A 21,776-nucleotide genomic window follows, 5' to 3' on the forward strand; every position below is an offset into this window, starting at 1 on the left:
CGGGACGGCTTTCATGTGTATCCATTTTCATATGTTATTTATGCTCCAGCTTTAAAATCGACAATTCCGTTACATTCACAAAATGCTGATTAATAACCGTGACATTCTACCGTTTAAAAAGAAATTGTGAACTTAGCGACCGGTATGACCAAAGCCTCCAGCACCACGCACCGTTTCAGACAAATGTTCTACCTGCTTCAGCTCTACCTCAGGTACAGCCTGAAATACCATTTGTGCAATTCGCTCATTACGCGTAATCGTGAATGGTTCCTCGCCCAAATTGATAAGCAGTACCTTAATCTCCCCACGATAATCCGCATCAATGGTTCCCGGTGTGTTGAGACAGGTAATACCATGCTTGAGAGCCAGTCCGCTGCGCGGACGGATTTGTGCCTCCAGTCCTGCCGGCATTGCTATAGCGAATCCGGTTGGAACAAGACAACGCTTGCCTGGTTCCAGAACTAAGTCCTCTTGCACCGCAGCATACAGGTCAAACCCGGATGCAAGCTCTGACATTTTACGGGGCAGCTCAATATCCTCATTGCCCCCAAGTCTGTTAATTTCCACGTAAGTTAACAAAATAGTCCCTCCTCATATCCTTAACCGCTGAATCACTCGCTCCAACCATCGACAGGGCAAACGGCTCCGAGAACATCCGGTCCAGTACCTTGTTCACATCATCGGCTGTCACTTGCTCAATGTGTTCGATCATTTGATCCAGCGTGTAATGCTGCCCTAGCATCAACTCATTTTTCCCAAGACGATTCATCCGGCTTCCTGTGCCCTCAAGGCTTAAAATCAGGCTTCCTTTTAACTGCTCCTTGCCCTTACGAAGCTCGTTATCGTCCAGTCCCTTGACAGCCACATCACGTAGCAGTTCAAGCGTCAGATCCAGCACATCCTTCGTCTGCTTGGGAGCTGTACCGGCATAAAGGGTAAACATACCACTGTCCGCGTGGGAGCTATGGTAGGAATAGACCGAATAAGCCAGCCCGCGCTTTTCCCGAATTTCCTGAAACAGACGTGAGCTCATACCGCCGCCGATCGCGTTGTTCAGCAATACCATAGCATACTGTAGATCGTCACCTGTTGCAAATCCAGGCAGGGACAAGCAAATATGATTCTGCTCCGTTGCCTTTTCATGATACAACAGCTCACCGTTAAACGCAGGCACCGTCAGGGGCAAAGCTGTTCCATGGTTATCAAAGTGCCCAAAGTGACGCTCCAGTAGCTCTACCAGACTATCATCAATATTACCAGCCACACTGATGACCGTATTGTCGATTGTATAGTGTTCTTTCATATAATTGCTGAGATGGGAGCTGTCCATAGCTAATAAATGCTTTTCGGTACCGAGAATGGGGTAAGCCAGCGGATGGTTGCCATAGGCTGCGCGTGATAAGAGATCATGCACCATATCGTCCGGTGTGTCCTCGTACATAGAGATTTCCTCCAGGATCACGTTCTTCTCTTTTGCCAGCTCTTCATGATCTAATTTAGAATTAAAAAACATATCGGACAGTACATCAACCGCAATCGGCAGATGCTCATCCAGCACTTTTGCATAATAGCACGTATATTCCTTCGAAGTGAATGCATTAACATTTCCTCCGATGGCGTCAAATTGCTCGGCAATTTCCTTCGCGTCAAAACGCTCTGTTCCTTTGAAAAGCATGTGTTCAATAAAATGAGAAATACCGTTATTGTCCGGGGTTTCATTTCGGGAGCCGGTTTTAACCCATATGCCGAAAGAAACGGAACGCACGGTTGGAATTTTTTCAATGACCACTCTTAGGCCGTTTTTGAGTTGAATTCTTTCCATGATTGGCCCTCCTAAACTGAATTGCAAACTTTGCCATAATGTTCAATCCTAACAGAAAAAAGACGTTCACTCAACCGGAGCAGGTAGCTGCCGATCAGGGGAAAGCGTCTGACTGACGGTTCCAGGTACCAGTCCCTTGCTGCGAATGGCACGAATCATACCTTTGAGAGCTGCCGATGAAGAATCTGTCGGATGCATCAAAATCAGTGATCCCGATTCGACCTTGCTACTGATTTTAGCAATTACCGATTCCGGTGAAGGATGCCTCCAGTCCACTGTATCCAGTGTCCACAGAACTGTTTTAAGCCCCATACCTGCTGCTAAATCGACAGTTTCCTGATTAAAATCGCCAGACGGCGGTGCAAACCAGCTATTTTTCACACCTAAAATTTCCTGAAGAAGCACTTGTGTCTTCTCTATTTCCTGTGTAGCCCTTTCCCTGCTCAGACGGCTCATATTCGGATGGGAGTATGCATGGTTCGAAAGCTCATGTCCTCTTTTTTGAATTTCTTTAGCGAGTTCAGGATTTTTTTTCAGCCAGCTACCATCGAAAAAAAACGTAGCCTTGACCTTTTCCTGATCCAGCGTATCCAGTATAGGCATGATATACTCGTTTCCCCAAGCCACATTGATCATGAAAGAAACCATCGGCTTCTCGGGATTTCCCCGGTAAATCGGGACATTACCAAGCTGATTCAAATGTACTTTGGGCGCAAGCTGCCGATATACGTACTGTATGGGTCGATCTGGAGCCGCAATTGCTTTACGATAAGTCGCATCCAGGTCAACCTCCAAGCCGTTATAGCCAGGAATAGCCTTCCATACCCGATCGACTTTGGCATCAACCGGCTCCCGTCTTTGCCGGGCAGCCTCTGATCGCAGTCGCTGCATGAGTGCATTATCAGGTAAAGCCGCGACCGCCATCGTTGTTGTAGCCTCGGGCTCACTCGTTTCCGTGCTGTATCCGGCGCGTAGTTGGCTTACATACTCACGTACCCCGCTAAACTGTCCAATCACCAGCGTAATGGCCAGACTGGCTACAACCCACGCTGCTCTCTCTGCCTTTCTCATGATCCCTTCATCCTCCCGCCCGTTTGTCCACATTGTATGCGGGGAGGAAAAGAACTATGACGCAGCAAGCGCCTGAAAGCCCACTTCGACACAGCTTGTGATTATGTATGAAAAAAGAGCCAGAAACGTAGCTCTGCCTCTTTCCAAAAGCTTAAACGATGCTATTTCTAATCCCGAGTGTTCTGTAAAAAACGAACAGCACTCCTGTTATAGCGATCCGCTGTACGCAGGTACTAGGACTTTGCAGGAGCCTCAGCCGTCAGAACCGCTTTGCGGGACAAATTGACACGGCCTTGTTGATCAATTTCGGTTACTTTCACCGTAATCGTATCTCCAATAGCAACTACATCCTCAACTTTGGCTACACGTTCAGTAGACAGTTGGGAAATATGAACCAGACCGTCCTTGCCCGGTAAAATTTCGACGAACGCACCGAATTTTTCAATCCGTTTCACTGTGCCGATGTAAATCTCTCCGATCACGACTTCTTTCACGATACCTTCAATAATGGAACGCGCCTTTTCATTCATCTCTTGGTTTGTGGAAGCGATGAATACACGACCATCTTGTTCGATATCAATTTTTACGCCGGTTTCTTCGATGATTTTGTTAATGATTTTACCACCCGCACCAATAACATCACGGATTTTATCCGGGTTAATGTGCATCGTCATAATTTTCGGCGCATACGGAGACAATTGCTCACGCGGCGTCTGGATGGCTTCCATCATTTTGCTAAGAATGAACAGACGTCCTTCTCTGGCTTGATTGAGCGCATCCTGCAAAATGTTACGGTCGATACCGTTAATCTTGATATCCATTTGAATAGCAGTTACGCCTTTTGCTGTACCAGCCACTTTAAAGTCCATATCACCCAGGTGATCTTCCATGCCCTGGATATCGGTCAACACAGAAACATGATCCCCGTCCTTGATCAATCCCATCGCTACACCTGCAACCGGAGCCTTGATCGGTACACCCGCATCCATCATAGCCAGTGTGCTCGCGCAAATACTAGCCTGGGAAGTCGAGCCATTCGATTCCAGCACTTCGGAAACGAGACGAATCGTATATGGAAATTCAGTTTCAGAAGGAATGACTTTGGAAAGCGCACGCTCACCAAGAGCACCATGTCCAATTTCACGACGACCCGGCGCACGCAAAGGACGAGCCTCGCCTACACTGAATGGAGGGAAATTGTAATGATGCATGAAACGCTTCGTTTCTTCCAAATCAATGCCGTCCAAAATTTGTACATCACCCAATGCGCCAAGTGTACAAACGCTAAGCGCTTGCGTTTGACCGCGTGTGAACAAACCCGAGCCATGCGTACGCGGCAGAATGCTCGTGTCGCTTTCGATCGGACGAATCTCGTCAAGCTTACGACCGTCAGGACGCACTTTATCATGCGTAATCAGACGACGGACTTCTTCTTTAACGATATCATAGAGAACTTCGCTCACGTCTTTCAAAAGCTCAGGCGTCTCTATGTATTGTGCTTCAAAGTGTGCAACCGTCTCTTCGTTGACTGCATCAATCGCCTCTTGACGGGCATGTTTTTCTACAATTTTGACGGCTTCCACCAAACGTTCGGCTGCATAAGCACGAACTTCGCTGTTCACTTTTTCATCGACAGCATGCAGTTTAACCTGCATTTTTTCTTTACCTGCCACTTGAACCAGTTGCTCAATGACTGCCACAATGTTCTTGATCTCGTCATGTCCAAACATGATTGCTTCCAGCATGGCTTCTTCCGGAATTTCGTTACCTTCCGCTTCTACCATCATGATAGCATCTTTTGTTCCGGCTACAACCAGGTACAGATCGCTTGCATCCTGCTGCGCAATGTCCGGGTTAATCACGAATTGTCCGTCCACACGTCCTACAGCGACTCCGCCAATCGGTCCATTAAAAGGTACATCCGAAATGCTAAGCGCTGCCGAGGTTCCGATCATCGCTGCAATTTCCGGCTCACAATCCTGATCGACACTCATCACCAGGTTTAATACCTGTACATCATTCCGGAAGCCTTCCGGGAACAATGGGCGAATCGGACGGTCTGTCAGACGGCTGGACAAAATCGCTTTTTGACTCGGGCGTCCTTCCCGTTTAATAAATCCGCCTGGAATTTTTCCCACAGCATACAATCTTTCTTCATAGTTCACCGTCAGCGGGAAAAAGTCCAAATCTTTCGGCGCATTGGAAGCGGTCACGGTACAGAGAACAACCGTTTCGCCATAGCTTACTTTAACTGCCGCATTGGCCTGTTTCGCAAGACGTCCTGTTTCCAGCACCAGCTTTCTTCCGCCGAGCTGCATTTCCACACGTTGCTCCATGGTATCCCTCCATTTCATTCCATTGTAAAAGTTCTATACATATCCAGTATTTCCTGCGCGGGCCTAATTCATAAGAAGCCCTATGCATTATAAGCACCAGAACCTTACTAGACTCGCACTTCTAAAGGATCTGTACGTCAAAAATAATTCCTTACTTCAAAAAAGAACCCGGCTGCTGTCCGCCGTCGCCTTAGCAGGGACAAGCGGTGAACAACCAGGCTTCTTTTCTCATTACATGTCTGAAAATTAACGACGCAGTCCGAGACGCTCGATCAACGCACTGTAACGTTTAACATCAGTCTTCTTCAGGTAAGCCAAAAGTTTACGACGCTGACCGACCATTTTCAACAACCCGCGGCGGGAGTGATGGTCTTTCTTATGCGAACGAAAGTGGCTTTGCAAGTTAACGATGTTTTCAGTAAGGATAGCGATTTGTACCTCAGCAGATCCTGTATCGGATTCATGAGTTTTGTACTCCTCGATCAATTGCTGTTTACGCTCTTGAGTCAATGCCATCCTGTTCACCTCCTTCATTATAATCGCCATTAGCCTCGTAGCCGCCGGTGAAAGCAGACAACCAAGCCAAGGTTCATCGTTGTTTACACAACATAAGTCAGTATAACACAGCACCTGTCTTATGTAAATAAATTAGCCTAACAGCTTTTTAGCCGTTTGTACGTCATTGCCAATCTGGGTAATCAACTCGTCCACTGAAGAGAATTTGCGCTCAGGACGAATGTAATGATGAAGCTCAACAAGCACAGGCTCACCATAAATCTGCTGATCAAAATCAAACAGATGAACCTCAAACGACGGATTCAGCACACCTTCATGAAAAGTAGGCTTAACTCCTACATTCATTACCCCGCATACCCAACGATCACCTACCAGTGCCCTCACAGCGTATACGCCTTTGACTGGAATCACGTAAGTATCATCCAGCTTGAGATTGGCTGTCGGGAAGCCGATGGTACGTCCTCGCTTCTCTCCATCCATTACGGTGCCCCGAATGCGATATGGGCGTCCCAGCCAGCGAGAGGCATGCGTTAAATCTCCTGTATGCAAGGCACGGCGGATGCCGGAGCTACTCACTTTTTCCCCATCCAGCTCGAATGGCGGTACGGTGTGGACGGACATTCGTTCTCCTCCCAGCTCCCGAAGTGTATGCTCATGTCCGGCTCCCCGGTAGCCAAACCGGAAATCAAAGCCCACTACTGCTGTTTGAATCTGCAGTGGAAGCAGGATGTCCGTGATAAACGCCTCAGGGCTAACTTTGGAAAAGTCCTCGTCAAAACTCAAAATATAAAGCACGTCCACACCCATATCGGCCAAAATATCCTGCTTGTCCACAAGCGGGGTCAAATAGCCTTCATAGTCGCCTTTTTTCATGACTTCCTTCGGGTGAGGATGAAATGTCATAACAGATACCGGCACTTTCTGTTCCCGAGCCAGCTCGACAGCCTTTCGTATGACACTTGCGTGTCCAAGATGAAGACCGTCAAACTGACCGATCGCCGTGACCTGTGAACGTCCCCATTGGTGCAAAAGCTCATCGCTCAATGGATAAGATAACGATACGGTAATCATATTATTTCACCTGCATTTCACATCATTTGACTAACTTCGTCAAAATTATAGCACAATTCAAGGTAAAAAAACTTTAATTGGCGCGATAGCCCCTGATTCATCCTGTCCATATATGCCCAAAAACGTTCGATCCTCTTTATACAAACGGAAGGGCTGGCTGTCCGTCACAGGCGGTGAAATCATGCTTAGTGACAAACGCTGACCTTGAAGAGCAGCAGCAGCCTTCACTTCGGCTACCGTATGATCAGGCATATAGTCAATGGCCTCATCAGTGGCAATAAGCCGCTCACTCAGGCTACCATCCGCTACGTAGCGTTCAATTTCTTCAAATGTTAAACAACGATCTGCAGGAATCCCCGCAGACATGGTACGTTCCAGCTTGACCATCGTCGAAGGATATCCCAAGGTGCGGCCGATATCGACGCATAGCGTGCGAATATAAGTTCCTTTGGAGCATAATGCACGAAAAGAAATATCCACATGGGATCCCGTATCTGCGAATCCCGTCATTTCCAGCTCGTAAATGGTCACTTCACGGCTTTTACGCTCCACGGTTTTGCCTTCACGGGCCAGCTCGTATAGACGTTTTCCATCCACTTTGAGCGCAGAGTACATTGGCGGCACTTGGGAAATCGTACCGACAAAACGCTCCAGAACCGCTTTCGCTTCCTCTTCTGTAACCTCTACCGGACGGTCACACTCTTCAGTAATCGTACCCGTAAGGTCCTCCGTATCCGTGGCAATCCCCAAGCGTAACGTTGCATGGTATTCCTTAGGTAGCTCCTGCATGTATTCAACTACACGGGTAGCACGTCCCAGACACAACGGCAGCACGCCCGTCACCTGAGGATCAAGTGTTCCGGTATGTCCGATTCGCTTCATTCCCAGCAAACGGCGAGCCTTGGCCACCACATCGTGGGAGGTGAATCCAGCGGGTTTGTAAACGGGTAGTACACCTTCCCAATTTGCCTGTTCCTGCTTCATCGGCTTCATAGCTCGGCCTTCACCCGCCCTACAACGATCTCAATAATATCCTCCAACTTACCCTCCAGACGGCAACCGGCAGCACGTACATGTCCCCCGCCCCCAAATGACTGGGCAAGCGCAGCTACGTTAACGTTACCTGCCGATCTCATGCTGGCTTTGACCGCTTGATCACTAATCACTTTAAAGAAAATGCCTACTTCAACGCCGCGAATATTTCTCGGATAATTGACGATACCTTCCAAATCCTCATTAACAGCTCCGCAATCCTTCATATCGTCAGGGGTTACAACCACCCAGGCGATTTTACCATCCTTCGAAATTTCAAGCGTTTGCAACGCTTTGGTCAGCACCTTCATTTGCGGGAAGGTCATTTCTTCCAGCAGACTCTCGGAGAGATAAGGACCGTCTACACCATAAGCGAGCAGTCGTGACACCGTAGACATAACCTTGGGTGAAGTGTTCGAATACCTGAAGCCTCCTGTGTCCGTCAGCAGCCCGGTATATACAGCCGTCGCCACTTCAACGTCCCAGTTGATCGCAAACTTTTCCAGTAAATCAAAAAGAATTTCTGCTGTTGCCGCAGCATCCGACTTAATCACATTAACTGTGCCATACGCATCATTCGTTGGATGATGATCAATATTCAAAATGATAGCATCTTCCGCAAAAAACTGCTCTGTCAGACCAACACGACGGAAATCTGCACAATCGACGCAAATAATCCGGTTGTATTTTCGTTCCGGCGGTTGCTGGCTCATATCCATAATCTCATCGGCATGCCATAAAAAATCCATGCGCTTCGGGATAGGCCCCTCATTCAGCATGGTAAATTTCTTCCCCAGACATGAGAGAAGCCAGCCCACCGTTACGGTGGAGCTGACTGCGTCTCCGTCCGGCTGTACATGCGATACGATCAGGTAATCATCATGCTCCAGAATAAATTCCTTCGCTTGTTGAAGCGCCTGTTCATAGGTATGCATTGCCGTCTCCTTTACATTCAGTTCATGGTTCCTTCGGATAAACTGGCTCTTGCTATTTTTCATCCTTGTCGATATCACTTAACAGCTTTTCAATCCGGCTGCCATAAGCGATAGATTCGTCAATTTTGAAGATCAGCTCGGGAATATGGCGGAGCCGTATTCGTTTGCCAAGTTCAGAACGAAGATAACCGTTCGCTTTGTCCAATGCTTTCAGGGAAGAAGTTTTTTGCTCCTCATCCCCAAGCACGCTCAAGTAGATTTTCGCTTGGGACAAATCGTTTGTCAGATCGACACCCGTTACCGTAATAAAACCGATACGGGGATCTTTTAATTCGGTCTGTATGAGTTGGCTCAGCTCTTTCTTAATCTGCTCGCCAACCCGACCTGTACGTATTTTAGCCATGGATGCTCACCTCTCTGCCGTTAGCGCTCCACTGTTTCCATGACGAACGCTTCAATAATGTCGAGTTCCTTAACATCATTATAGCCATCAAGGGTAATACCGCATTCGTAACCTTGGGCAACTTCTTTTGCGTCGTCCTTAAAGCGTTTCAGTGAGTCGATTTTACCTTCAAAAATAACAATGCCATCACGTATCAGGCGTGCTTCTGCTGAACGGGCAATTTTACCGGACGTCACCATACAACCGGCAATCGTACCAACCTTAGTTACTTTAAACACGTTACGAACTTCAGCATGCCCAATTACATTTTCTTTATATTCAGGATCCAACATGCCTTTCATGGCTTGCTCGATTTCTTCAATGACATTGTAAATGACGCGGTGCAGACGAATGTCCACTTTTTCTGCTTCAGCTGTAGATTTCGCCTGATTATCCGGACGAACGTTAAAACCAATCACAATGGCATTGGAAGCCGCAGCCAAAATAATATCGGATTCGGTAATTGCACCTGCACCGCTGTGAAGAATTTTAACGCGTACACCTTCAACTTCAATCTTGTTCAAGGAACCTTTCAGCGCTTCGACGGAACCTTGCACATCACCCTTGATAATGACGTTCAGATCTTTCATCTCGCCATCCTTGATGTGCTGGAACAGGTCATCCAGCGTTACGCGGGTGTTGCTGCCCAGATCGGACTGACGTTGCGTAATCGCACGTCTATCAGCGATAGCACGAGCTTTGCGCTCATCTTCGAACACCATGAACGGATCACCAGCAAGTGGCACTTCTGTCAAACCAGTGATTTCAACCGGTGTGGAAGGGCCCGCTTCCTTAAGACGGCGGCCTTTGTCGTTAACCATGGCACGTACACGTCCGAAACAGTTACCTGCTACGAAAGCATCGCCGACTTTCAGGGTACCGTTCTGAACAAGGATACGAGCTACGGAACCGCGGCCTTTATCCAGCTCAGCCTCGATTATCGTACCACGTGCCCGTTTGTCCGGGTTCGCTTTGTACTCATTCACTTCAGCTACGAGCAGGATCATTTCGAGCAGATCTTCAAGTCCCATTCTCTGTTTCGCGGAAACGTTAACGAAAATCGTATCGCCGCCCCACTCTTCAGGAACCAATTCATACTCGGTCAGTTCTTGCTTCACTTTATCCGGATTTGCATCCGGTTTGTCGATCTTGTTCACAGCCACGATAATCGGCAGGCCTGCTGCCTTCGCGTGGTTAATAGCTTCAACTGTCTGTGGCATAACGCCGTCGTCAGCCGCAACAACAATGATCGTCATATCCGTAACTTGAGCACCACGAGCACGCATAGCCGTAAATGCTTCGTGACCCGGTGTATCCAGGAAAGTGATTTTTTTGCTGTTGATTTCAACTTGGTATGCACCGATATGCTGTGTAATACCACCAGCTTCGCCGCCCGTTACATTAGTGGAGCGAATAGCATCCAACAAAGTTGTTTTACCATGATCGACGTGACCCATAATGGTAACAACAGGTGGACGTGCTTTCAGAAGCTCTGGATCATCGTTTTCTTCCACTGTTTCAAAGCGATCCTCTTCGACCGGAATTTTCACTTCTACTTCTACACCGAAATCTCCGGCAAGCAGAAGGATAGTATCCATATCCAGTTCCTGGTTAATGGTCGCCATCGTTCCGAGTGTGATCAGCTTTTTGATAACTTCCGATGCATCCTTGTGGAGAAGCTTCGCTGTTTCGCCTACTGTCATCTCACCGCGCACAATGATCTTCTTAGGCGTATTGTCGATCTTCTCGCGGCGCTCCTGTTGCTGACCTCTGCCACGATTGTTGAATTTCCCACCACGATTGCTACCACCGCGGTTATTGCCACCACGACCACCGTTACCTCCGCGTCCTCCGCCTTGACGGTTATCGTCAAAACGACCTTGACCGGAACGGTTAGTGCCGTTATTGGAATTGCTGCCTGTACGGTTGCCACCACCGCTACGGTTTGCATTACTGCCTCCCGTGGATGATGCCGTTCTTACTGCCGTACCACCTTGACTGCTCCCTTGTGGACGTGAGTTGGTGCTTTGGCTGCCTTGAGGACGTGAACCCGTGTTAGTGCTTGGGCGCTGTTGTCCTCCCTGTTGCTGGCCGCCACTGCGGTTCTGGCTGCCTTGTTGTCCACTTGGTCTGCTTGTACTCTGTTGACTGCGGTTTTGACCGCCCTGCTGACTGCCTTGCGCTTTTGGAGCGCTGCTTCGGTTACTGTTTTGGTTGTTGTTTGTCCTATTCATACTTACCTGCTTTTCCTGTTGATTTTTGGTTTGCTCAGTTGAATGATTAATATTCTGGCTTGAACCGGCCTGGTTCGAGCTTACTTGCGCCGTGCCTGCTCCGCCTTGCTTGGCCGCAGCATTGGATTTAATATCCTTAAAAAATTTTTCCACTTTACCCACGGCATCGTGTTCCATGACGCTCATATGGTTGTTCACGGGAATATCCAGCCGTTTAAGAATGGTGATAATTTCTTTGCTGCTCATGTTCAACGATTTGGCGTATTCGTATACCCGCACTTTGTCTTTGCTTTCTTGTTTACTCAATATACTCCACCTCCGACATTATCCCCGCATGTTTCTTGATCAATTTCGCGAATCCTTGATCCGTCACAGCCAGCACAACCCGTTCAGGCTTGCCGATGCTGCTTCCCAAGCTTTCCCGGTCAAATCCTATCAATAAGGGGATTTTGTACGTCCCGCATTTGTCGCGGAATTTCTTTTGAGTATTCATTGAAGCATCTTTCGCAAGAATGACCAGCTTGGCTTCTGAAGACCTGATCGCTTTATAAACGATCTCATCACCTGTTAGCAGCTTGCCCGCTCTCATAGCAAGGCCCAATCCAGACAGCGCCTTATTCATCCTGCACGCTGCCTTGTGCCGCCAGGAATTCTTCCTCGACGGCAGCAAAATCACGACTTAGCTGCTCATAAATATCAGCATGAACCGAGTGCTTCAATGCCCGATCCAGTGCCTTGCTTTTTTGAGCAAGCTTGAAGCAGGCGGCTTTGCCGCACAAGTAAGCGCCGCGTCCCGACTTTTTGCCAGTCAAGTCAATCAGCACTTCGTCTTCAGGGGTTTTGACGACACGGATCAACTGCTTCTTAGGCATCATTTCATGACAGGCCACACACTTGCGCAAAGGTATCTTTCTCTGTTTCATGCATTAACCCCCCTACACTCCGTTTAATCTACAGAAACGGAATCCTGATGCATTTCATCGGTGGATGTTCTCGGTCTGCCGAGTTCTTCCTCCGCCTGCGTTTCGCTCTTGATATCAATTTTCCAGCCAGTAAGCTTGGCAGCAAGGCGGGCATTTTGCCCTTTGATACCAATGGCCAGAGAAAGCTGATAATCCGGCACGATGACACGCGCCATTTTTTCTTCTTCAAACACCTGCACCTCAAGCACCTTAGACGGGCTCAGCGCATTAGCCACATACTCGTCAACATTATCGGAATAACGCACAATGTCGATTTTTTCACCACGCAACTCATTCACAATCGTCTGCACCCGCGTTCCTCTCGGTCCTACACAAGAACCGACCGGATCTACCTCGGCATTGCGAGAATGAACTGCGATTTTAGAACGGAAGCCTGCTTCACGCGCTACAGAACGAATCTCAACGACACCGTCAAAAATTTCCGGCACCTCGAGTTCGAACAAACGCTTAAGCAGACCTGGATGTGAGCGGGACAACATGATTTGCGGCCCTTTGGTCGTATTCTCTACCTTGGTAATATAAGCCTTAATCCGGTCCAGATGGCTGAATTTCTCATTAGGCATCAACTCGCCCAACGGGAGAACCGCCTCCACCTTACCCAGGTCAATATAAATATTACGCGGGTCCTGACGTTGTACGGTCCCTGTTACAATATCCTCTTCCTTGTCCACAAACTTGTTGTAGATCAATCCCCGCTCCGCTTCACGGATACGTTGGGTTACGACCTGCTTCGCTGTTTGTGCGGCAATCCGTCCAAAATCACGAGGAGTAACTTCAATTTCAGCAATATCCTCCAGCTGAAAATGCGGGTTAATCTCACGGGCCGCTGGCAACGAAATCTCGGTGCGAGGATCCAATACCTCCTCAACGATCAGCTTGCGGGCATATACCTTAATGACACCCGAGTTGCGGTTCATATCGACACGCACGTTTTGTGCGGTGTTGAAATTCCGTTTGTAGCTGGAAATCAAGGCTGCTTCAATGGCCTCAAACAGCACATCCTTGCTGATCCCCTTTTCCCGTTCCAACTCGTTCATTGCTTCAATAAAATCCATACTCATGGATTACTGCTCCCCCTTTCAAATGATGCACCTGCGTCCTGGTCGGCACACGAGGCAAAAAAACATGAAGCACATGTCAAACAGCAACGGTCAAATCCGAATTAAAATATGATCGCGAGCCTGGCTCCAGCAACCTTGTCATAAGGTATGGCGTGCTTCTTTTGTCCGCTCTGAACGGTAAGTTCCCCATCTTCAAAAGAAAGCAAACGACCTTCAAATTCCTTCAGACCGTTGATCGGCTCGTATGTAGTAACGAATACATTTTTGCCTACCGCTTTGGTTACGTCTTCCGCTTTTTTCAGCGGTCTTTCAGCGCCTGGTGAAGACACTTCCAGAAAATATGCTGTAGAAACAGGGTCATTTTCGTCCAGCTTTTGACCCAGGTATTCACTGATCATACTACAGTCGTCCAGATCAATTCCCCCGTCTTTGTCTACAAAAACGCGAAGAAACCAATTGCTGCCCTCTTTGACATACTCGACATCGACCAGTTCAAAACCATGCTCATCGAGGTAAGGTTGGGCTATTTCTTCTACTACTGACTTGATCTTTGGTGTGCTCAAAGATTATAACCTCCAAAAGTAAACTTTCCTGTGGTGAAAAAGAGACGCCCCATTGCCATGGACAATGCTTCTCCATCACCGGCATTTTCCATTTTCATTTGATGTAATGTTCATTTTGGGCTCACTGCAAATAAACCGGCGTACCGGTTCCTGCCCAAAAATCGTCTTTTCACGTTGTAACTGTATATCAAACAGTAAAGAGTGGGTTTCCCCACTCTTTAAGCAACGGTTTTATCTCCATGATTACCAAAAAAATTATAACATAACCGTAGTTATGTGACAAGTGCCAGAGCTTGACTACTAGGATTACATTTAAAACAGAGACAACTGATTGCTCTCTGGCAGTCCGCGGAAACAGCCCATCTGGGACAGCATTTCGACAATCGTTTTACTGGCCTTCGATTTTTGCTGAAAATCTTCGACAGACAAAAATTCACCCTGCTCACGGGAGGCTGCGATGTTACGCGCCGCGTTGTCACCAATCCCCTGAAGCGCCCCGAACGGAGGAATGAGCGAATCTCCGTCTACCTTGAAGCGCGTAGCTTCAGAACGATACAAATCAATCGTCTTGAAACTGAAACCGCGTGCTGTCATTTCCAACGCCATTTCCAGGATCGGAAGCATCCCTTTTTCCTTAGGCGGAGCCTGAAAACCGAGCTGCTCGATTTCGACAATTTTCCGCGCGATGGCATCATACCCCTGACAACACAGCTCAATATCAAAATCGGCTGCGCGTACCGAGAAATAGGTCGCATAATATTCAATCGGATAATACAGCTTGAAATAGGCGGTCCGCACTGCTGAAATAACATAGGCTGCGGCATGCGCCTTTGGAAACATATACTGGATCTTGAGACAGGAATCAATGTACCATTGTGGCACCTTGCATTTTTTCATTTCCTCGATCCATTCCGCACTGAGCCCCTTACCTTTACGCACGCTCTCCGTAATTTTAAAGGCCAGACTTGCATCCATCCCCGCCTTGTAGATCAGGAATAGCATGATATCATCCCGGCAACCGATTACGGTCTTGATGTTGCAGGTATTGTTCTTGATCAAATCCTGCGCGTTACCCAGCCATACGCCCGTACCGTGGGACAAACCGGAAATTTGCAGCAAATCGGCAAAGGAAGTCGGCTGTGATTCCACTAGCATTTGGCGTACAAACTTGGTTCCCATCTCGGGTACCCCATAGGTTGCGACAGGAGTACGGATTTGCTGCGGCGTTACACCAAGCGCCTCCGTGGAATTAAACATGCTCATGACCTTCGGATCATTCATCGGAATCGTTGTTGGGTCGACACCGGTCAAATCCTGAAGCATTCTCATCATGGTCGGATCATCATGGCCCAGAATATCGAGCTTGAGCAAGTTCGCGTCAAAAGCATGATAATCAAAATGCGTCGTTTTCCATTCCGAGCTTGTATCATCAGCCGGGAATTGTACCGGCGTAATGTCCTCAACCTCAATATAATCGGGAACGACGACGATCCCGCCCGGATGCTGTCCGGTGCTGCGTTTGACGCCCGTACAGCCGGAAGCCAGCCTGTTCAGTTCGGCCCCGCGCCATTTTTTATGATGCGCCTCTTCAAATTTCTTCGCAAAGCCAAAGGCCGTTTTCTCGGCAACCGTACCAATGGTTCCAGCACGGAATACGCTTTTCTCTCCAAACAGTACTTTCGTATAATTATGTGCGACTGGCTGATATTCCCCGGAGAAGTTCAAGTCAATATCGGGAACTTTATCTCCCTTAAACCCAAGGAACGTTTCAAACGGAATATCCTGTCCTTCACCCTTCAGCTTGCCACCGCATTGCGGGCAGTTTTTGTCAGGCAAGTCAAATCCGCTTGGCACACTACCATCCAAAATCCATTCGCTATGTCTGCATTCAGGATTACCGCAAATATAATGGGCAGGCAGTGGATTAACCTCGGAAATACCGAGGAAGGTAGCGACCACAGAAGATCCAACAGAACCCCGTGAACCTACCAGGTATCCATCCTGATTGGACTTTTTAACCAGACGCTCGGAAATGAGATAGTTGGCAGAGAAACCGTATTTAATAATCGGCTCCAGTTCTTTCTCCAGACGGGCTACGACCACCTCGGGCAATTCCTCACCATAAATGGATTTAGCCGTCTCGTAGCAAGTATTGCGGATTTCCTCGTCTGCCCCATCCAGCAACGGTGTAAACAGCTTGTCAGGGAACAGCTCCAATTCCTCAAACCGATCCGCCAGCTCGCTGGTATTCTTCACAACGACTTCATAGGCTTTCTCCTCGCCCAGAAACTCGAATTCTGCCAGCATTTCGTCTGTCGTGCGCAAATGCGCATCCGGTTTCCGGATATCTTTTAACGGGCTAAAGCCAGTAATTCCATGTATCGTGATATCTCGGTACAGCTTATCACGCGTTTCCAAATAGTGAACATTGCCTGTAGCAATAACGGGCTTATCAAGCCGCCGCCCAATTTCGCATACTTTACGAACTGCCGTTTTCAGAGCATCAGGGCCACTTACCAGTTGTTTTTCCACCAGATGCATGTACATAGTTAAAGGCTGGATCTCCAGCACATCATAAAACTGGGCGATTTCCTCGGCTTCCTCCTCCGACTTGTTCAGCACAGCCTCGAAAAACTCTCCCTTTTCGCAACCTGAAATAATAAGCAGCCCGTCTCTCATCTCTGACAATTTCGATTTAGGAATACAAGGGACACGCTTAAAATATTCGGTATGTGACATTGAAACCAGCTTGTACAGATTTTTTTTGCCAATCGGATTAAGCGCATAAATGCAGCAGTGGAAAGGACGAACGGTCGATAAATCCTTACCCACATAGTCGTTCAAGCGGTCGAGCATTTTTAAGCCTTTAATTTGTTCTGCATCATTCAAAAGTCCATTCAGCACTTCCGTTAGCGCAACTGTATCATCAATGGCCCGGTGATGACTTTCGAGCGCAACCTTATATTTGGTGGTCAGTGTGTTCAGACGATGATTCTTCATTGTCGGGAACAACAAGCGAGCCAATTCCAGTGTATCGAGTACTGGGTTCGTCATCTCAGGCAATCCCATGTTCCTAAGCGTAGCCTGGATAAAGCCGACATCAAATCGCGCATTATGAGCAACTAATACAGCATCGCCTGCAAAAGCCACGAATTCCTTCATAACGGGCTCCACATCAGGTGCATCCTTGACCATTTCATCGTTAATGTTGGTCAATTGCTGGATATTGTAAGGAATACGCTCATGTGGATTTACAAAGGTAGCATAACGGTCAACCTCTTTGCCTTCATGCATTTTAACAGCGGCAATCTCAATAATTCTATTTTGTGTAACTGATAGCCCGGTGGTTTCAATATCAAAAACGACATAAGTCGCTGTTTTCAAATTAAGCGGCTGTGACTGCATTACAACCTCAACCGCATCGTTGACCACATTGGCCTCGATACCGTAGATCATTTTAATTCCGTTTTTCTTGGCGGTCTTAGCGGCATCGGGATAACATTGCACTCCACCATGATCGGTGACCGCAATCGCCTTGTGCCCCCACTTGGCGGCTGTTTTAACATACTGGTCAATGGAGCTTACAGCATCCATCGCGCTCATCTTCGTATGAAGATGAAACTCAACCCGTTTTTCCTCTGCATTATCTTTACGGGAAGGAGGAGCCTGCACCTCTACCAGATCAGAAGGAATCATAACCAGCTCAGGAATTTGCATAAAACGATCATATTCGACGCGACCACGGACTTTAACCCATTTACCGTTAGCCAGCAAGCTGAGAATTTTTAGATCTTCTTTTGTTTTGGCAAACATTTTCATTTGCAGCGAATCACTAAAGTCAGTCAAATAATACGTAAACAACGTACTTCCGTTACGTAGTTCTTTGCTATCCAGACCGAAGATCGTCCCTTGTAATGTGACTTTCTTCTCTTCATCCTGAATGTCCTGCATCGGAACAGGCGGTTCCTTGATGTCATAGCCAAATTGAAGCCTTACATCTCCCTCTTCTTCATCCACTGGCGGCATTTCCGATTCCATGCTTTCCATCATCTGCTGAATAACTTCACGTTCTTCCTGCATCTTTTTCTCTTGAAACTGCTGCAAAGCCTCCTTATTACTTTCACCCACCTGGATTTTAATACGCATCGAGAGACCAAAATATTTATCGTAGAATTTGATGATTGCTTGGTCAATCTGCTTTTTACGTGCCAGCTCCAGTGACATGCTATCGCTCATCGTCAACAATAACAGGCCGTCCTCCCACTCATGTACAGCCCGGGTCATCCAGCCGTTCACGGATGGGATTTCACGGTGCACCCATTCCAGAAAAAGTTTCCAGTATTCACTGATGATATCCGCAGACTGAACTTGCTCACTATACCGAAACCGAAAGGTGATTTTAGCGATGTGGTTCATTTTCTCCTGCACTTGAATACAGAAGGCCCGATATACCTGAGCGGGAACCAGTGTTTCCTTGGCGATGATAATATTCCAATCCTTGTTGGTACGGCTTATTTCCACCTGCTCAATCCAACCGTCTAGGAAATAAGGCTCCACCACTCCCTCCGGCATCACCACCTGCTTCATCAGCAGTTCCAGCCGTTTTCTCTTTTCTTCAGCTCCGCCCATGGCTCTCCCCCCGTTTTCCATTGACTTAACAACTTTAATCGTACCTCGGTTCCAAATCTGCAATTCTGAAAACATGAAAAGCTTCTGCGTCTAAAACATCTCCGACCGCAAAAGCTTTTCGTAACCCCCTCAATCCTCCACCATAGCAACCCCTTTCGGTTATGCTCGTTGGCGGAGAGAATGAAGTGAGTATAGTGGTATAGCTTTACTTCTTTATTAGTACGCCCGTGCGAACACTACAGTATGCTTGGCTGGTTTGCCGCAGCACAGACATGTGGTCTTTTGCTCAGTAGTTTTAAAAGGTATATTGCGGCTTGTAGCGCCTGTCACTTCTTTGACCTTGTCTTCACATTCTTCAGATCCGCACCAGCCTGCCAAAGTAAAGCCGCGTTTCTCTTCCATGAGCGCCTTCATTTCATCCAGCGTATCTACGAAATAGAAGTTTTCATCCATAAAGCTCTTGGCACGATCAAACATTTCCTGCTGTACCTGTGCCAGCATCGCATGGACTTCCTCAACAAGGTTATCCTGCTGTACAATCTTTTTCTCGCCACTGATACGGGATACGAGCACGCAAACACCATTTTCCATATCACGAGGTCCGATTTCCAGACGCACCGGTACACCGCGCATTTCATATTCGTTAAACTTCCAACCAGGACTCACATCACTGCGATCGTCCATTTTCACACGTACGCCCACCTGTTTCAGTTCAGCGAACAGTTCATCTGCACGGGCAATAACTGCTTCACGCTTCTTAGGTGGCCCGATAGGCACCATAATGACCTGTGTAGGCGCAACCTTAGGAGGCAAAGCCAAACCACGGTCATCCCCATGAACCATAATCAGCGCACCAATCAGACGCGTGCTTGTTCCCCATGAAGTGGTATGAGCGTATTCCAGGTTATTGTCCCGGCTCAAGTATTTAATATCAAAAGCAACGGCAAAATTGGTTCCCATGTAGTGGGAAGTTCCCGCCTGCACCGCACGCCCATCCTTCATCATCGCTTCCAGTGAGAAAGTATCCTTCGCACCTGCAAATTTTTCAGAAGGCGTTTTTTGCCCGGTAATAACCGGGATAGCCAGCACTTCCTCAATAACCTCGCGGTATACTTCCAGCATTTTCATCGTTTCTTCGCGTGCTTCTTCTTCATTTTCATGAGCAGTGTGACCTTCCTGCCACAAAAACTCACTCGTACGCAAGAAAGGAAGCGTGCGTTTTTCCCAACGAACCACGTTAGCCCATTGGTTGATAAGCACTGGCAGATCACGATAGGATTGAATCCATTTGGAGTACATATGACCGATCATTGTCTCTGAAGTCGGACGGATCGCAAGGCGCTCCTCCAGCTTTTCCCCGCCAGCCTCGGTTACCCAAGGAAGCTCCGGGTTAAACCCTTCGACATGCTCTTTTTCCTTCTGGAAAAAACTCTCAGGAATGAACATCGGAAAATAGGCATTGCGATGACCTGTTTCTTTGAAACGTACATCCATGGCTTCCTTGATATGTTCCCAAATTTCAAAACCGTCGGGACGGAACACAATACATCCGCGAACCGGGGAGTAATCCATCAGTTCAGCTTTTTTAATAACATCAATATACCATCGGGAAAAATCTTCGCTCTGTGGCGTAATTTCCTCGACAAACTGTTTATCGTTCGACATAGAAACGCATGTCCTCCCATACAGACCCTTTTATATAAGTCCGTCTCTAATTAACCGTTAATTAATCGTAAAATATCATTGTACGTGACCGCAATCATGAGCAGGAATAACATGGCAAAACCAACGAAATGGACCATACCTTCCCTGCTTGGCTCAATCGGACGCCCCCTTACCGCCTCTATACCAAGGAAAACAAGTCTACTGCCATCAAGGGCTGGAATAGGCAACAGATTGAAGATTCCCAAGTTAATACTAATCATGGCTGTCCAAAATATCATTTTCTCTATTCCAGATTTAGCAATTTTCCCGGTTTCTTCAATCGTCCTCACTGGTCCTCCCAAATCATTAAGGGAAAAATTCTGTACTATCTGGTGAAGACCTGAAAAAATAAGCTTTGACGTTTCAAAAGTATACTTACCTGACATTTTAAATGTTTCAAGAAAACCCGCGCTTCTTGTAGGAAGGACAAGAGCAACTCCAACTTTCCCCCCCTCTTGGCCTTCGATGGCACGAGGAGTGACGGTAAGGTTCATCTTTTGATTATTTCGAAGAATAACCCATTTCATGGGTACATCCTTTGATTGAGTGATAATATTTATCATATTATCTTGATCACCATGTACACTCACACCGTTTATAGTTGAAACAATATCACCTTTTTTTAAACCAGCAACATCAGCAGGCTTGCCTTGTGTAACTTCCCCTACTTGTATATAGGTTGGATTGTCTACTGGTACACCTGTCATTTGCACATAAACGCCAAACAATAAAAACGCTAAAATGAAATTCATAAGCGGACCTGCAAATATAGCCAATGCTCGCTGTCCAACCGTCTTGCTAGCATATTGTCGGTTTTTCGGAGCTATCTGCGTACCAATTTTTTTATTCACAATGATAGCCTGAGGGTCTACTTGGAACTTAAAGCTATCTCCTTCAACATTGAGTTCAATACATAATTGTTCTTCAAGATCAATATGTACAACTTCACCAAAAATCACATTTCTCGGGTTAGTCAACTCATCTACATAAATTTTTTGAACCAGACCATCTAAAACTTTAACGCCGATACGTTGTCCCGGCTCAATTTGAACAAGTTCTGGATCCTCTCCTGCCATTCTTGCAAAACCACCAAAAGGAAGCAGACGAAAAGTAAATTGAGTTTCTTTCCTTTTATACGAAAAAATTTTTGGACCAAAACCAATTGCAAACTCACGAACTAGAATACCAGCTCGTTGAGCAAAATAATAATGCCCCCATTCATGCACTGCTACAACTAAAAAAAACATGCAGAATATATACAAAACAATTTTTAGCATTTCCATTTTCTCTGACACCTCCTTAAATACGATATGCATTTCTTAGAATAACATTATTCTAAGCAAATACCAAGTCCCACTATTGATCTTTTGGACATTA

General features: G+C 47.1%; 17 protein-coding genes. All 17 read right to left on the bottom strand.

What is annotated here, in order from left to right; genetic code table 11:
* Positions 1-132 precede the first annotated feature (132 nt).
* The 17 genes from dut to rseP all read right to left on the bottom strand — a co-directional run bounded on the left by dut (position 133) and on the right by rseP (position 21,682).
* The gene (gene dut, locus E0698_RS02540; RefSeq protein WP_134910076.1) at positions 133-579 is read right to left on the bottom strand and encodes a dUTP diphosphatase; all 447 of its coding nucleotides are present in this window, start codon (positions 577-579) and stop codon (positions 133-135) included.
* A complete protein-coding gene (locus E0698_RS02545) occupies positions 557-1,822 on the bottom strand; it encodes a M16 family metallopeptidase (RefSeq protein WP_192510511.1) in 1,266 nt (421 codons plus the stop codon). The genes dut and E0698_RS02545 overlap by 23 nt, the downstream gene beginning before the upstream one ends.
* A gap of 66 nt (positions 1,823-1,888) precedes the next feature.
* The gene (locus E0698_RS02550; protein WP_192510512.1) at positions 1,889-2,893 is read right to left on the bottom strand and encodes a polysaccharide deacetylase family protein; all 1,005 of its coding nucleotides are present in this window, start codon (positions 2,891-2,893) and stop codon (positions 1,889-1,891) included.
* Between the two features lie 233 nt (positions 2,894-3,126).
* Complete coding sequence (gene pnp, locus E0698_RS02555) at positions 3,127-5,229, bottom strand: polyribonucleotide nucleotidyltransferase (RefSeq protein ID WP_134910080.1); 2,103 nt, start codon at positions 5,227-5,229, stop codon at positions 3,127-3,129.
* 246 nt (positions 5,230-5,475) lie between these two features.
* Positions 5,476-5,745: a 30S ribosomal protein S15 gene (gene rpsO / locus E0698_RS02560; RefSeq protein ID WP_025684966.1), complete on the bottom strand. Its 270-nt coding sequence runs from the start codon at positions 5,743-5,745 to the stop codon at positions 5,476-5,478.
* A 132-nt stretch (positions 5,746-5,877) separates the two neighbouring features.
* The gene (locus E0698_RS02565; RefSeq protein ID WP_192510513.1) at positions 5,878-6,816 is read right to left on the bottom strand and encodes a bifunctional riboflavin kinase/FAD synthetase; all 939 of its coding nucleotides are present in this window, start codon (positions 6,814-6,816) and stop codon (positions 5,878-5,880) included.
* A gap of 57 nt (positions 6,817-6,873) precedes the next feature.
* Positions 6,874-7,809, bottom strand: coding sequence for a tRNA pseudouridine(55) synthase TruB (truB, locus tag E0698_RS02570; protein ID WP_192510514.1), 936 nt, complete (start codon positions 7,807-7,809; stop codon positions 6,874-6,876).
* On the bottom strand, positions 7,806-8,783 hold the full coding sequence (locus E0698_RS02575) for a DHH family phosphoesterase (RefSeq protein WP_149095842.1): 978 nt from the start codon (positions 8,781-8,783) through the stop codon (positions 7,806-7,808). The genes truB and E0698_RS02575 overlap by 4 nt, the downstream gene beginning before the upstream one ends.
* A 52-nt stretch (positions 8,784-8,835) precedes the next feature.
* Positions 8,836-9,186: a 30S ribosome-binding factor RbfA gene (rbfA, locus tag E0698_RS02580; RefSeq protein ID WP_014281122.1), complete on the bottom strand. Its 351-nt coding sequence runs from the start codon at positions 9,184-9,186 to the stop codon at positions 8,836-8,838.
* A 20-nt stretch (positions 9,187-9,206) separates the two neighbouring features.
* Complete coding sequence (infB, locus tag E0698_RS02585) at positions 9,207-11,765, bottom strand: translation initiation factor IF-2 (protein ID WP_192510515.1); 2,559 nt, start codon at positions 11,763-11,765, stop codon at positions 9,207-9,209.
* On the bottom strand, positions 11,758-12,081 hold the full coding sequence (locus E0698_RS02590; RefSeq protein ID WP_013309928.1) for a L7Ae/L30e/S12e/Gadd45 family ribosomal protein: 324 nt from the start codon (positions 12,079-12,081) through the stop codon (positions 11,758-11,760). Before E0698_RS02590 ends, infB begins: the two co-directional genes overlap by 8 nt.
* On the bottom strand, positions 12,074-12,382 hold the full coding sequence (rnpM, locus tag E0698_RS02595) for an RNase P modulator RnpM (RefSeq protein ID WP_149095840.1): 309 nt from the start codon (positions 12,380-12,382) through the stop codon (positions 12,074-12,076). Before rnpM ends, E0698_RS02590 begins: the two co-directional genes overlap by 8 nt.
* Positions 12,383-12,405: 23 nt before the next feature.
* Positions 12,406-13,503 (bottom strand): transcription termination factor NusA, encoded by a 1,098-nt coding sequence (gene nusA / locus E0698_RS02600; protein WP_013309927.1) that lies wholly within the window; start codon positions 13,501-13,503, stop codon positions 12,406-12,408.
* Positions 13,504-13,604: 101 nt separating this feature from the next.
* Positions 13,605-14,066: a ribosome maturation factor RimP gene (gene rimP / locus E0698_RS02605; protein WP_192510516.1), complete on the bottom strand. Its 462-nt coding sequence runs from the start codon at positions 14,064-14,066 to the stop codon at positions 13,605-13,607.
* 312 nt (positions 14,067-14,378) lie between these two features.
* Positions 14,379-18,695, bottom strand: coding sequence for a PolC-type DNA polymerase III (locus tag E0698_RS02610; protein ID WP_192510517.1), 4,317 nt, complete (start codon positions 18,693-18,695; stop codon positions 14,379-14,381).
* 216 nt (positions 18,696-18,911) lie between these two features.
* Positions 18,912-20,360, bottom strand: coding sequence for a proline--tRNA ligase (gene proS, locus E0698_RS02615; protein ID WP_192510518.1), 1,449 nt, complete (start codon positions 20,358-20,360; stop codon positions 18,912-18,914).
* Positions 20,361-20,410: 50 nt separating this feature from the next.
* Entirely contained in the window at positions 20,411-21,682 is a 1,272-nt protein-coding gene (gene rseP, locus E0698_RS02620; protein ID WP_192510519.1) for an RIP metalloprotease RseP, read from the bottom strand.
* Between the last annotated feature and the right edge of the window lie 94 nt (positions 21,683-21,776).

It is taken from the genome of Paenibacillus sp. 23TSA30-6, from assembly GCF_014858585.1.
Classification (GTDB): domain Bacteria; phylum Bacillota; class Bacilli; order Paenibacillales; family Paenibacillaceae; genus Paenibacillus.